The sequence below is a fragment of the Labilibaculum euxinicum genome (genome assembly GCF_963678175.1).
Classification (GTDB): domain Bacteria; phylum Bacteroidota; class Bacteroidia; order Bacteroidales; family Marinifilaceae; genus Labilibaculum; species Labilibaculum euxinus.
In genome coordinates, this window is the sequence record NZ_OY782756.1 from 1,519,572 (window position 1) to 1,533,210 (window position 13,639).

The window sequence follows — 13,639 nt, forward strand, 5'->3', positions numbered from 1 at the left end:
CCCGATTAGATAGATCACCTAAGAGGATACTAAAAAAAACCGTCCAAAGGACGGCTTTTAATATGTAAGTGGTTTTATAAAATCACCAGTTTAGCTGGGTAATTCCAAACCATAGTTTTGTTTTCTGTCAGCCTTTTTAAGTAAGAATGATAAGAAAATGGAAATTACACCACAGCCTACCAATACCAAAATCGGGATTGTATAATCTTTAGGTTGTCCTTCAGGTATTCCTTGATTTACAAAATCAAGCAGTGCTCCGATTCCCCAAAAGAATAAGAATAATCCCCAGTTTTGAAGGGTAAACATGGTAGCGTAAGCAGTTCCTAATCTGTTTTCTGCAACAATTTTAGCAACCGAAGGCCACATGGCAGCAGGTACTAAAGAGAATGCAACTCCCAGACTTAATAGTCCCAAATAAGCTATATACACATTATCTAGTATCGATAGAGAGATATGAGCAAAAATCAGAAGTAACGATCCAAGAATCATTAAGGATGCTGCTTTTCCTTTTTTATCTACATAATTACCGAAAATAGGAGTGAATATAATTGTTCCAAGAGGAATTAAACTCGCTGTTTTTGCTCCATTTCCTAACCAAATTGCTAGAATATCTTTCATTACAAACAGATAGAAACAGAAAGCAATCAACGCGCCGGTTTTAAACAAAAATCTGGTTTGTTTATTTTCAAAGTTATTAGGCACAACAGCAAAAAGAATTGCAAATAGGAAGAAAACAAGATAAATACTTGAGGCTCCAATTGCTTTGCTTCCCCATAAAATAACTTCTCCTGCCTGAGGAAGGGACTGAGTGAATCCAAATTTATTAATCAATAAATCGGGAGCATATTGCATGAATGGAAAAATGGCAGCATAAAAAGTTACACAAAGAAGAGCAATGTATAAAAACGATTTGTTCTTGATTAATGCAATTAAATCAGAGAATTTAAAATCTTCTTCAGGATCACAGACTTCACCGCTATTATCACTTATCGTTTTTTCTTGTTTATCCAACTTGATATCAAATACGGTATAAATCAGGAACATGATAAGGGCTAAGCCAATAAGCGAGGCTGCAAAAGTAACAGCAGGAGAAACATGTCCTCCTCCAATATCTAATGAAAGTGCAGTACCCATCGCACTACCCAATCGGCCAAATCCCATATTGATAGCCATCGCCAAGGCAAGATCGTAACCTTTAAACCATTTTACGATGGTTCTGGTTGCTACAACACAAACAACTTCAAGTCCGGATCCAAATAGAACCCGACCTACGATGATCATGTTTAACATGGTGCCGTGTTCAGTTCCGAAAAATCCGGAAGCAGCTAAAGCGGAAATAGATCCTCCCAGAACTGCAAGACCACCGAATACAATACCTGCAACTCGAATTCCCCATTTGTCGAGCATGATACCTCCAATGATAATCATACCAAACATATTGGCAATGGTGGTTAGAGCAAGAATCCGACCAAATTCTTCACTGGAAAATCCCATTTCCGATTCCATCAGCCCTTTTAAGCCGGAAAAGAAATCCTGAAACCAGTAGGTACTAAAAGTTAGTCCCGAGAGAAGGATCAACATTGCCCAACGCATTGCAGATGAGTCGCGCAACGTTCTTTTTAATGTTTCTGTCATTTTCGTTGTATTTTTTAAATTAAACTCAGGTTTAAGAGGTTACTAAATTAAGATAAATGAATAAAAAAACAAATCAGAAACTATATTGGGACTTATATGAAAAAAGCCGTCCCGAAGGACAGCTTTTTTATATGATATTTACCATTTAGGCTATTTTTGAATATTCGGTAATTCTAAGCCGTAACCTTTTTTCTTATCTTCCATTTTTAATAACATACCAACTATGATTGCCAGTAAGCCTAGTCCTGCAAAAATAAGCATTGGGTTTGTGTAATCGTATAATGGTACTGCTGTGCCGTTAGCTTTTGCTAATGCAACTTCTGGATTCGATTGATCCAATACATATCCAATTAATAATGGAATTCCCATTAATCCCCAGTTTTGAATCCAAAAGATCAATGAAAAAGCGGTTCCCAATTGATTTTCAGGAATGATTTTTGGAACTGAAGGCCACATAGCAGAAGGTACTAAAGACAATGCGATTCCTAAAATAATTACCAAAACAACTGCAACAAACCAGTAATTTAATATTGGTAATGAGAATACAGAATGTACTAATAATATTAAGACGGCTCCAATGATCATCATGGTAGCTCCTTTGCCTTTTTTATCGTAAACCCCCCCAAACAGAGGTGTTAGGAATAGTGTTCCTAATGGCAGTAAACTTGGTATAATACCTGCAAGATTTTGGTCTAAACCATACTTGTTCACCATTAAATCGGATGCATATTTAATGAATGGAAAAACTGAAGAGTAGAACAATACACACAAAACAGCAATTAACCAAAAGCCTTTGTTGGTCACAATGCGACCTATGTCGCTGAATTTAAATGGCTCTTCGCTATCAGTTCCGTTCGACTCAGCAAGTGATGCATCCAGTTTTTTATCCATCGATACATAGATAAAGAAAGTGATGAATCCAATAACCAGCAATATAAATGCAAAAGCAATAGGTGCGGAAACGCTTGGTCCCATTTTTTCAACTAGTTCACCGTTTACAACTTGGGTGTGTACACTTGAAAAATACGTAGCCAATGGAACCGGAGCTGCAATTGCCAGCATAGTTCCCAATCGGGCAACAGCCATTTGCATTCCCATAGCCAGAGCCATTTCGTTTCCTTTGAACCATTTTACAATGATTTTAGAAACAGTAATTCCTGCAATTTCTACACCAACACCGAAAATGGCAAATCCTACAGCAGCCATAAACACATGAGTATGGATACCAAAAGTTGTGTCAGTAACTAAGGTTGGATTAGTGATAGCCCAATACTTAATGCCGGCTCCTAAAACCATAATTCCGGATGACATAATTCCGGTAAAGCGAACCCCCATTTTATCAAGGATAATACCCCCGAAAATAAGCATTCCAAAAAATACATTTAACCAGCCATATGCACTGGTGAATATTCCGTAGTTTGTACTTGACCATGCAAACTCGGATTCCAGCATTGGTTTTAAAGGAGACATTACATCGGTTAAAAAATAACCTGCAAACATCGTGATAGAAATTATCCCCAATGCTCCCCATCGTGCTGCTTTCGAATCTCGAAGAGTCAGTCTTAGTGCTTCAGTCATATTCTTTTATTTTATCTGTTAATGTTGAGTAATTGTTTAAGGGGTGCTAAAGTAAGATTAATCCTTAAAGAAACAAAAAGCAGATATCATGTTTTATCTAAACATATCGATTCCAGATTTCTGGGCATAGTAGCATATATTACTTATCTTTAGCAAGATTTTTATTTAAGTTAATCCAATGGACACATTAACAGAAAATACCGGGTTGTATACAGATTATTATGAGCTGACCATGGCTCAGGGATATTTTTTAAGTAGTAAAGAAAATGAACAAACCGTCTTTGATTACTATTACAGAACTAATCCGTACGAAGGTGGTTACCTTATTTTTGCAGGATTGCAGGACCTGCTTCAAATATTAAAAAACTTTAGTTACAGTAAAGAAAATATTGAATTTCTGAAGAAAACAGGATTGAAAGATGAGTTTCTGGAGTATTTAAAGGATTTTAAATTTACTGCCACTGTTTACAGTATGAAAGAAGGGGAAATTGTATTCCCAAATGAACCTTTGGTAAGGGTCGAAGGAAATATAATCGAAGCTCAGTTAATTGAGACCTTACTTCTGAATTATCTGAATTTCCAGTCGTTAATTGCGACAAAAGCTTGTCGGATAAGAAATGTAATTGGTGATAAGGATTTTGCTGATTTTGGATTGCGAAGGGCTCAGGGCTTGGGTGGAATACATGCCAGCCGTGCGGCTGTGATAGGAGGAGCAAATACAACATCGAATGTTTACAGTGCATTTAATTACGAAATTCCGCTTACGGGAACACAGGCTCATGCCTGGATTCAGAGTTTTGATTACGAGCTGGAAGCATTTCGTCGTTATGCTGAAATCAATCCGGATAGTACTGTTTTGCTGGTTGATACTTACAATACACTTAAATCGGGTGTTCCTAATGCAATAATTGTTGCAAAGGAATTAGAAGCAAAAGGATACAAAATGATTGGCATTCGTTTGGATAGCGGCGATTTAGCATATTTAAGTAAAAAGGCCCGAAAAATGTTGAATGAGTCTGGTTTAGAATATGTGAAAATCATCGCATCAAACCAGTTAAATGAGTATGTAATTAAAAGTTTGAACGATCAGGGAGCACAAATTGATGGATATGGAATTGGCACTGAATTGGTTACAGGAAAAGATGCCGGAGCTTTAGATGGGGTTTATAAATTGGTTCAGAACAACGGAATTCCAAGATTGAAAATATCTGAGAATATTGAAAAAATCACCATGCCTGGAAAGAAAAAGGTGATTCGTTATTTTGATGAGGATGGAATGTTTTTTCGGGATGGTATTTTATTAGAGAATGAAGAATCGACGAATCGTCTGTTTCATCCTTTTCATAGTCATAAGCATACTTACGTTACGGATTATAAGTGTGAAGAGCTGATGAGTAAGGTGATGGAAAATGGAGAGATATTAATTGAAAATCAATCTCCTGTTGAAATAAATGCCTATGTAAGGAAACGCTTTGCTCAGTTGCCGGATGGACATAAACGATTTATTAGTCCACACATTTATAAAGTCGGTTTTTCTGAAAATATACTAAGTGTGAGAGATCATATTTTAATGGATTTACGATCAAAAATAAGAGAGTAGCACTGTTTTTTGATTGAGTACCATTTAAAATTAATTTCGATGCAAAATTTAGATTCCAAAATAATTCGTCCTACTCTTTTGCTTGACAAAGCAAAATGCATTGCCAATATTGAAACAATGCAGGCCAAGGCAAAGCGTTCAAATACGCGTTTGCGGCCTCATTTTAAAACACATCAATCGGCAGAGATTGGTGAGAGGTTCAAAGAAAGAGGAGTGGAGGCCATTGCTGTTTCATCCATGCAAATGGCGGAATATTTTGCCAATAACGGATGGAAAGACATTACTGTTGCTATTGCGGTAAATGTGCGTGAAATTGATTTGATTAACGAATTGGCTTCGAAAATTCAACTGAATTTGGTTGTTGAATCGCAGGAAGCTATATTGTTTTTGCAATCAGAATTAAAACACAGGGTAGAGGTATTTATTAAGGTAGATACAGGTTATCAACGCTCTGGTATTCCTGCTGAAGCAACTGGGTCAATTCGTTTGTTGGTGGATTTGATGAAGGAATCTGATAAGCTAAATTGCAAGGGTTTTTTGGCTCATACAGGGCATAATTATCAGGCTTCAGATCAGAAGGAAATACACAAGAACCATAGTAAAACATTACTGGATTTAAATGAATTAAAGGATGTTTTTCGAAAAGAAATTCCTGGTCTTGAAGTATCCTTAGGGGATACACCAGCCTGCAGTATTAGTGATGAATTTTATGGGATTGATGAAATTCGTCCGGGGAATTTTGTCTTTTACGACATTATGCAATATGTGTTGGGATCGTGCGATGAGGATCAAATAGCTGTGGCGATGGCCTGTCCGGTAATTGCCAGAAATATTGATCGTAATGAATTGGTGATTCATGGTGGAGGTGTTCATTTTTCTAAAGAATATTTGGAAGCAGATGACGAGGGAACAAAGCTTTTTGGGAGTATTGTTCGCATTACCAAAAATGGATGGAGTGAAATTATAGGCGGAGGGTATTTAGCAAGCCTGTCTCAGGAACATGGAATTATCCGCTGCAGTGATGAGTTATTCGATGAATTCGTAATTGGTGATTTAATTGGAATTTTGCCGGTTCATTCGTGTATGACAGCTAACTTAATGGGCCGATTCATGACTACAGAGGGGGAATGGATTGAAACAATGAACAGTAAGCAGTAAAAAAGTAATTGGTGAACAATTACCAGTATGATTTGTTTGCTGCTGAAAGATGAAGAAGATGAATTATCAGAAGGTGTTGCGGCGATTCAATTTAGACAAAATAAAGAAATCCATTGTTACAGAGATTGCTTGTACCGATACTTCCAATGCGACAATAGCATTATCATTGACGTTGGGAATATTTCTTGCCTTTTCTCCGGCTTGGGGATTTCAAACGGTACTTGCAATAAGTTTAGCTTTGTTTCTGAAATTAAACAAAGTGCTGGCTTTAATAACCGTGAATATCAGTAGTATACCTCCATTAATTCCTTTAATTGTAATTGCTGGTTATCAGACCGGAGCGCTTGTTTTGCATGGTGAATTCCAGAAGGAAGTGCCCGATTTGATGGATTTAAGGAATCTGGGTGAAAATTACCTGCAATTTGCCTTGGGTTCGTTGGTGTTTGCAATAATGATTGGTGTAATTTTCTATTTGGTGATTTTTCTGATTTTAGGAAGATATCGGAAAGTTTAAAAGAAAACGATGGGGTTTTTTGTGATACACCCTTTCGCCTGTTGGTACTTTCTCTGCAAAATGAAAGATTCAACTCTTTTTTCTTTGTGTAGCTTAGTGGGTATCCTTCGAGTTTACTTTGTGGTTAAATTCTTATGCTATAAAAAAAAGGAACGCACAATTGTACGTTCCTTCCATATCGGTATTTGATAATATTATTTAACTGGAATGTTTTTCAAAGTTTCAACTAAGAAATCCCAGAATTTAGTAACTGTATCAATTTTAACTTTCTCATCCGGAGAGTGAGGGAAACGGATCGTTGGTCCGAAAGAAATCATATCCCAATGTGGGTAAACAGCTCCTAATAAACCACATTCCAAACCAGCGTGAATCGCTTTGATTTCAGGAACTTTCCCGTATTTTTTATTGTATACTTCCTGCATGGTTTTCAAGATTGGAGAATCCATGTTTGGTTTCCATCCCGGATATTCACCTTCTAATTTTACTTTACCGCCAGCCAATACAAAAGTTGAAACAATTGCTTGTCCTAAATCTTCTTTTGCAGAGTTTACAGATGAACGCAATAAAGCTTGAATGGTAACAACACCATCTTCACTTACCACACGTGCAAGGTTAGTTGATGTTTCAACCAATCCCGGCATAGCATCGCTCATGCGGATTACACCGTTTGGACATGCGTAAATGGCGTTGATTAAATTTTTCTGGCTCTTGTTTTTGAATACGTGCTTTGGGGCATCGGTTGGTTCAGCAAAAAATGCTAAATCTGGTTCTACAGCTGATAATTCCGATTTATAAATAGCTTCGTATTCTGCAACTCCGGCAAGGAATTTCTCAGTATATCTTTCAGGAACGGCAACAATTGCAAACGACTCACGTGGAATCGCATTACGCAAAGATCCTCCGTCAACAGAAGACATTCTTAATTTGTATTTTTTAGTTGCTGCTTTTAAAAATCGGAATAACAATTTGTTTGAGTTTCCACGGCCCAAAATGATCTCCATTCCTGAATGACCGCCTTTTAAGCCTTTCATGTATAGCTTGTAGCCAACATATCCTTTTTCAAGTTTGTCTTCTTTGTATTTGAAAGTAATATTGGCATCGATACCACCGGCACAACCAACATACAATTCGCCTTCATCTTCCGAATCCATATTTAGAAGGATATCACCATCTAAAACATCATTTTGTAGACCAAAAGCACCAGTCATACCAGTTTCTTCGTCGGCAGTGAATAAAGCCTCAACAGGACCATGCTCAATATCCGTAGCTTGAAGAACAGCCATTGCTGCAGCAACTCCCATTCCGTTATCAGCACCTAGAGTTGTTCCTTTTGCAGTTACCCAATCTCCATCAATAAGTGTTTCGATAGGATCTTTTTCAAAATCGTGAACGGTGTCAGCATTTTTTTGAGGCACCATATCCAGGTGACCCTGTAATACAACTCCTTTACGATTTTCAAAACCTAGTGTAGCTGGTTTTTTAATGATGATGTTTCCAACAGCATCTTTGATAGTTTCCAATCCCAAATCCTGTCCGAATTTCATCATGAAATCCTGAATTGCATTTTCGTGCTTCGATGGGCGTGGTATTTGAGTTAATGAATAAAAGTTTTCCCAAATAGCCTTAGGTTCAAGGCTTAAAATTTCTTTGCTCATTAGTATATTCCTCCGTTAAATTTTAGTGTTAATTATTCAAGAGCACTAAAGGTAGTATTTTTTAGTAAAGCCGAAAAGAGAATCGGGAAAAGTGATTGTGAATTAAGGATTTTTAAGAATACAGTAAAATTAATGCCGGGATATAATGGTTCTTTATAAAGCGATAATTATTTTTTTGTCCGCTTTGGGCCTTAATAAGGCCTAGTATTTACTAGGGACTTATTAATAATTCCATTTTAAAGAACCAACATCTTTTATAATATTTTTTAAAAGATGTTGGTTCTTTGTGAAAACTATATATATTTATCCTTTGAAAAAAATGATTAAAAGCGAGATTAAATTGGAATTAGAATTTCTATACGAAAAAACACTGGCAGGTACTGTTAATGCTAAAAAGAGGAAGCAGAACCAGTATCGTAAAATAATATCCCATTTGTATTACAATGGAGTTGCTTCAATTGCAGAAATCGTGAAAACGGCAAAAATGAGTCAGCCTTTGGTTGCTTCGCTTGTTGAAGATCTTTTGGGTTTTGGGGTGATTCTTGAAAATGGAATTGGAGAATCAATTGGAGGAAGACGTCCAAATTTATATTGTATGAATCCTGAATATCAATATGTAGTTGGTGTTGATATTAATCTGCATACACTCAATTTAGCTGTTTTCGACTTGAATAATCAGTTGATATACCGCGAAGAGTTTAAAGAATTTGAGTTGGAAAATAGCAGTGAGTATTGTCAGGCATTGATTGGAAAAATTAATGTTGCTCTTGAAACAATAAGTATTGAGCGGGAAAAGGTATTGGCTGTAGGAATTTCAATTCCTGGTTTGGTTGATGCTGAAAAAGGATTGACCCATACGCATTTGTCATTTGCAGAAGAAGGTTTAAGGACTTACCTGAACCGGAAACTGGAATTTCCAATTTTGCTCGACAATGATGCCCGTACCATGGCATTAGGCGAGAAAGCTTTTGGAAAGGCCAAAGATAAAAAGAATGTGTTGTGCTTGAATTTAAGTAATGGTATTGGTTTAGGAATGATTTTGAATGGTGAATTGCATAGTGGTAAAAATGGATTTGCCGGTGAGTTTGGTCATATTTTAATCGATCCGGAGGGGACACTTTGTAATTGCGGGAAAATTGGTTGTCTGGAAACGCTGACATCAGGGAAGATTTTGGTGCGGCAGATAAAAGAAGGAATTGAGAAAGGTCAGGAAAGTTTTTTAGCCAAATATAAGGATGAGGGGAAAAAGATTGATTTAAGAGCAGTTGTTGATGCAATTTTAGCTGGTGATCAGTTTGCTATTGACCAATTGAACAAGATGTGTGAATATCTGGGGAAAGGTTTGGTGACTTTGATTCATTTGCTGAATCCTGAAATGATAATTATTGGAGGAAGATTGGCTCAGGCAGGAAAATATATAATTAGTCCGGTAAGCATGTGGATGAATAAATATGCTATGGATAAAATTAGTTCGGAGACTGAGCTGGTAAATTCAGATTTGCTGGATGATGCCGCTCTTATGGGAACTATGGCAAACGTTATGAAGAAAATAGTTAGTGATTAGTTAAGAAGAGAATTGTCTCCCTGTTGTTTTCAACTTGCGTTGAAGATTTGTGTAGAAGTAGTGTTCTTACGGGGAGCAATTTTCATAAAGTATGGTGACCATCTGCCTTTTCTAAAAACCATTGGAACATTGTAGTAGTAGTGATGCACGGCAGGTGGTTGCTTTTTTTGAGAAAATCTTTACAGGAATGTATTGGTAAGGATAAAATTGAAGAGTAAAAATTGATTTAGAATTAAATAAGATATGAAACGTCCATGCCAAGACTGTTTTGACACACATGGGGATGATATTCCCAGCTTGGTAAGTTCCATATGGCAACTAAAAAACAAACTATAATAATATGAAACCTACGTTATTGGTATTAGCTGCAGGAATGGGAAGTCGGTATGGGGGATTGAAGCAGATCGATCCGATTGGGCCAACGAATGAAACTATTATTGATTATTCGATACATGATGCAATTGAGGCCGGTTTTGGTAAGATTGTTTTTGTGATTAGAGAGAGTTTTGAGGAAGAGTTTAAAGAACTTTTTAATACAAAACTAGCAGGGAAGATTGAAGTTGATTACGTAAATCAGGAAATAGGAAAGGTTCCTGAGGGATCAGTTTATAATCTGGAACGCGAAAAACCTTGGGGAACAGGTCATGCAATTTTAATGACTAAAGACTGTATTAATGAACCTTTTGCAGTAATTAATGCAGACGATTACTATGGCGTTGAGGCTTTTACAACTATTGCGGAGTATTTAAGCAACACTATTACTGATGAAGAAAACTGCATGGTTGGCTACCAGCTAGGTAATACCATTTCAGAAAACGGTTCGGTATCAAGAGGAGTTTGCGGAACAAATGAGAATGATCACCTGACTGCCGTTGTTGAGCGGACTCATATTGAGAAGTTGGAAAATGGAATCGCATACAAGGAGAATGAAGTGTGGGTTCAGCTGGTTCCGCAAACGACTGTGTCGATGAATTTTTGGGGTTTTACTCCTAAACTATTCGATTATTTGGAAGCTCAGTTTATCCTTTTTCTGAAAGAAGAAGGGGATCAGTTGAAATCTGAATTTTTTATTCCTTCTGTAGTTGCCAATATTATTAAAGATGGAAAAACACAGGTTAAAGTATTGAAGTCGGATGCTCAGTGGTTTGGAGTAACTTATCGGGAAGATAAAGAAAAAGCGGTTAAAGCGATTGGTAAATTGATAGAGAAGGGAACATATCCTTCAAAGTTGTGGGCATAATTTTATAGGAGAGAAAAATGACTTTAATAAAATCAATATCAGGTATTAGAGGTACTATTGGAGGAAGACCCGGGCAATGCTTAACACCAATGGATATCGTCAGCATATCAGGAGCTTTTGGCATGTGGCTCCGAAACAGCGGTGTCGCTAAAAAAGTAATCGTTGGCCGTGACGCCAGAATCAGTGGAGAGATGGTAAACCAACTGGTGGTTGGGGCATTGCTTTCAGTTGGTATCGAAGTGGTTGACCTTGGATTGGCAACAACTCCATCAGTGGAAATGGCTGTTACCGATTTAAAAGCCGGTGGAGGTATTATTATTACAGCAAGTCACAATCCTAAAAATTGGAATGCACTTAAATTATTAAATGCAAAAGGCGAATTTATTTCTGATCAGGATGGGAAGGATTTGCTGCATCTTGTTGAGAAACAGGATTTCAATTACAATGATGTTGATGATTTAGGAAAGTACTCTAAGAAAGATGATTATTTAGAGACTCATATTCAGCATATTCTTGATTTGACTTTGGTGGATAAAAAACTAATTGAAGAAGCTGATTTTTCTATTGCAGTTGATGCTGTAAATTCGGTGGGAGGAATTGCAATTCCTCAATTACTGAAAGCTTTAGGAGTGAAAAAGGTGAAGAAAATTAACTGCAGTCCTGATGGTAATTTTGCTCACAATCCGGAACCTCTTCCTGAAAATATTGTGGAAATATCGGAATGTGTTAAGAATGAAAAGTTAGATCTTGGTATTGTTGTAGATCCGGACGTTGATCGCTTGGCTTTGGTTTGTGAGAACGGGCAGGCATTTGGCGAAGAATACACTTTGGTGTCGGTGGCTGATTATGTACTTCAAAATACAAAAGGCAGTTTAGTTGCCAATTTATCATCAACCATGGCACTTCGCGAAATTGCTAAAAAGCATGGCGTTGAGTTCTATGAATCAGCAGTAGGCGAGGTAAATGTGGTGCGCGAAATGAAGAATCATTCGGCAGTAATAGGTGGTGAGGGCAACGGAGGTGTAATTTATCCTGAATTGCACAATGGAAGAGATGCGCTTGTTGGAGTGGCATTGTTTCTTACCTATTTGGCAAAATCAAAATTAACCTGTTCAGAACTACGGGCAGGTTATCCCGATTATAAAATCGTAAAACAAAAAATTGAACTGGAGGGTGTTTCCAATTTAGATGCCATAATGGATCAGGTTCGCAGAAAATTTATTGATTATCCCTGCAATACGATTGACGGATTGAAGATTAGTTTTCCGGAGGGATGGGTACACCTCAGAAAATCAAATACGGAGCCCATTATTCGAATTTACTCCGAAGCAACTACGGAAGAGTATGCTCGTAATTTAATGGATTGTGTAAAGCAGTTGATGAAAAACACAATTTGAGGAAGTGATTATTTTAGACTTTAGAATATAATATAGAAATAGTAATCTTATAAATTTTAAATTATGGTAAGTGCACAAGTAGTGGATACTAAAGTAAATAGGTACGTAGTTCCTCTTATTATAGTTGGAGTAATGTTTTTCGCAATTGGATTTGCACTGGGGATAAACAGTTATATTATTCCGCTTTTAAATAAAGCTTTGGATATTTCTTCTGCCGAATCATACTTAGTGATTGCAGCTACTTTCTCAGCCTTTCTGATTTTTGGATATCCAGCATCATTGGTGATTGGTAAAATTGGCTATAAAAAAACAATGGCATTATCTTTTATCATGTTTGCAGTTGGTTTTTATTTATTTATTCCTTCTGCAAGAATGGAAAGTCTGCCTCTGTTTTTGCTGGCTTCCTTCATTAGCGGTATGGGAAATACTTTTCTGCAGGCTTCTGTCAATCCGTACATTACCATATTAGGACCTATTGAAAGTGCCGCAAAACGGATGAGTTATATGGGGATCGCCAATAAATTGGCCTGGCCGATTGCGCCGTTATTTTTGGCATTGATTATTGGAAAAGAAGTGGACAGTGTGTCACTAACCGACATAAACATTCCTTTTTACATTATTATTGGTGTTTTTGTTCTTTTGGGAGTATTGGCTCTATTGGCTAAACTGCCTGAAGTAAAAGCAGTAGGTGAAGATGAAGATTCAGCACACGATTGTCCTTATGCAGCAAATAAAACATCTGTTTGGCAGTTTCCGCACCTTTTATTAGGCGTGCTTGCCCTTTTCCTGTATGTTGGAGTTGAAACCGTTTCGTTAGGAACCTTGGTTGATTATGCAACTGCTCTGGGTTTAGCCAATGCGGAATATTATGCATGGATTGCGCCGATAGGTATGGTTATTGGATACATCTGTGGAGCCGCTTTAATTCCTAAATATCTTAATCAGGCTACAGCCCTTCGAATTTGCGCGGTAACAGCCTTGTTTGGATCATTAATGGTTGTGCTTTCACCTCAAGATTTATCAATCTACTTTATTTCATTTATGGCTTTAGGATGTTCCTTAATGTGGCCTGCTTTATGGCCGCTTGCAATGACTGATTTGGGAAAATTCACTAAAGCAGGCTCATCCTTAATGGTTATCGCAATTGTTGGCGGCGCTTTAATTCCAACGATTTACGGTTTTATGAAGGATTTTGCCGGAGCACAAAATGCCTACTGGGTTTGTGTTCCTTGTTTTCTTTATATTCTTTATTACGGTTTAAAAGGACATAAAATAAGAACAAAATAATGAATCCAATT

10 protein-coding genes are annotated in these 13,639 nt (G+C 37.1%); 7 read left to right on the forward strand and 3 right to left on the reverse strand.

Translation table 11 applies throughout. From position 1 onward, the window contains the following. Positions 1–90: 90 nt before the first annotated feature. Together ACY0M5_RS06490 and ACY0M5_RS06495 are read right to left on the reverse strand one after the other, a co-directional pair. Positions 91–1,635 carry an MFS transporter gene (locus ACY0M5_RS06490; RefSeq protein WP_461631184.1) on the reverse strand — a complete coding sequence of 515 codons (1,545 nt, stop codon included), beginning with the start codon at positions 1,633–1,635 and terminating at the stop codon, positions 91–93. Positions 1,636–1,785: 150 nt separating this feature from the next. Beyond that, complete coding sequence (locus ACY0M5_RS06495; RefSeq protein WP_124993132.1) at positions 1,786–3,213, reverse strand: MFS transporter; 1,428 nt, start codon at positions 3,211–3,213, stop codon at positions 1,786–1,788. 178 nt (positions 3,214–3,391) lie between these two features. Between ACY0M5_RS06495 and ACY0M5_RS06500 the strand changes: the two genes are divergently transcribed. From ACY0M5_RS06500 to ACY0M5_RS06510, 3 genes are read left to right on the forward strand one after another with little or no spacing between them, the layout of a single operon-like run. Then, complete coding sequence (locus ACY0M5_RS06500; protein ID WP_461631185.1) at positions 3,392–4,813, forward strand: nicotinate phosphoribosyltransferase; 1,422 nt, start codon at positions 3,392–3,394, stop codon at positions 4,811–4,813. A gap of 39 nt (positions 4,814–4,852) precedes the next feature. After that, the gene (locus ACY0M5_RS06505; RefSeq protein WP_461631186.1) at positions 4,853–5,971 is read left to right on the forward strand and encodes an alanine racemase; all 1,119 of its coding nucleotides are present in this window, start codon (positions 4,853–4,855) and stop codon (positions 5,969–5,971) included. 58 nt (positions 5,972–6,029) lie between these two features. Then, positions 6,030–6,485, forward strand: coding sequence for a DUF2062 domain-containing protein (locus tag ACY0M5_RS06510; RefSeq protein WP_461631187.1), 456 nt, complete (start codon positions 6,030–6,032; stop codon positions 6,483–6,485). 194 nt (positions 6,486–6,679) lie between these two features. Here ACY0M5_RS06510 and ACY0M5_RS06515 read toward each other — a convergent pair whose 3' ends face one another. Next, a complete protein-coding gene (locus ACY0M5_RS06515) occupies positions 6,680–8,140 on the reverse strand; it encodes an aminoacyl-histidine dipeptidase (RefSeq protein ID WP_461631188.1) in 1,461 nt (486 codons plus the stop codon). A 286-nt stretch (positions 8,141–8,426) separates the two neighbouring features. On the opposite strand from ACY0M5_RS06515, the gene ACY0M5_RS06520 reads away from it, so the two are divergent. From ACY0M5_RS06520 to gluP, 4 genes are all read left to right on the forward strand, one after another. Further along, positions 8,427–9,704, forward strand: a complete 1,278-nt coding sequence (locus tag ACY0M5_RS06520) for an ROK family protein (protein WP_461631189.1) — start codon at positions 8,427–8,429, stop codon at positions 9,702–9,704. 340 nt (positions 9,705–10,044) lie between these two features. Further along, on the forward strand, positions 10,045–10,944 hold the full coding sequence (locus tag ACY0M5_RS06525; protein WP_461631190.1) for a nucleotidyltransferase family protein: 900 nt from the start codon (positions 10,045–10,047) through the stop codon (positions 10,942–10,944). Between the two features lie 17 nt (positions 10,945–10,961). After that, complete coding sequence (glmM, locus tag ACY0M5_RS06530) at positions 10,962–12,341, forward strand: phosphoglucosamine mutase (protein WP_461631191.1); 1,380 nt, start codon at positions 10,962–10,964, stop codon at positions 12,339–12,341. Between the two features lie 63 nt (positions 12,342–12,404). Continuing rightward, positions 12,405–13,628, forward strand: a complete 1,224-nt coding sequence (gene gluP / locus ACY0M5_RS06535; RefSeq protein ID WP_461631192.1) for a glucose/galactose MFS transporter — start codon at positions 12,405–12,407, stop codon at positions 13,626–13,628. Positions 13,629–13,639 lie beyond the last annotated feature (11 nt).

Bases quoted from the DNA above. Each gene is read 5' to 3' on its own strand.
- ACY0M5_RS06490 (WP_461631184.1), bottom strand. From the start codon at position 1,635: ATGACAGAAACATTAAAAAGAACGTTGCGCGACTCATCTGCAATGCGT.
- ACY0M5_RS06495 (WP_124993132.1), bottom strand. From the start codon at position 3,213: ATGACTGAAGCACTAAGACTGACTCTTCGAGATTCGAAAGCAGCACGA.
- ACY0M5_RS06500 (WP_461631185.1), top strand. From the start codon at position 3,392: ATGGACACATTAACAGAAAATACCGGGTTGTATACAGATTATTATGAG.
- ACY0M5_RS06505 (WP_461631186.1), top strand. From the start codon at position 4,853: ATGCAAAATTTAGATTCCAAAATAATTCGTCCTACTCTTTTGCTTGAC.
- ACY0M5_RS06510 (WP_461631187.1), top strand. From the start codon at position 6,030: ATGAATTATCAGAAGGTGTTGCGGCGATTCAATTTAGACAAAATAAAG.
- ACY0M5_RS06515 (WP_461631188.1), bottom strand. From the start codon at position 8,140: ATGAGCAAAGAAATTTTAAGCCTTGAACCTAAGGCTATTTGGGAAAAC.
- ACY0M5_RS06525 (WP_461631190.1), top strand. From the start codon at position 10,045: ATGAAACCTACGTTATTGGTATTAGCTGCAGGAATGGGAAGTCGGTAT.
- glmM (WP_461631191.1), top strand. From the start codon at position 10,962: ATGACTTTAATAAAATCAATATCAGGTATTAGAGGTACTATTGGAGGA.
- gluP (WP_461631192.1), top strand. From the start codon at position 12,405: ATGGTAAGTGCACAAGTAGTGGATACTAAAGTAAATAGGTACGTAGTT.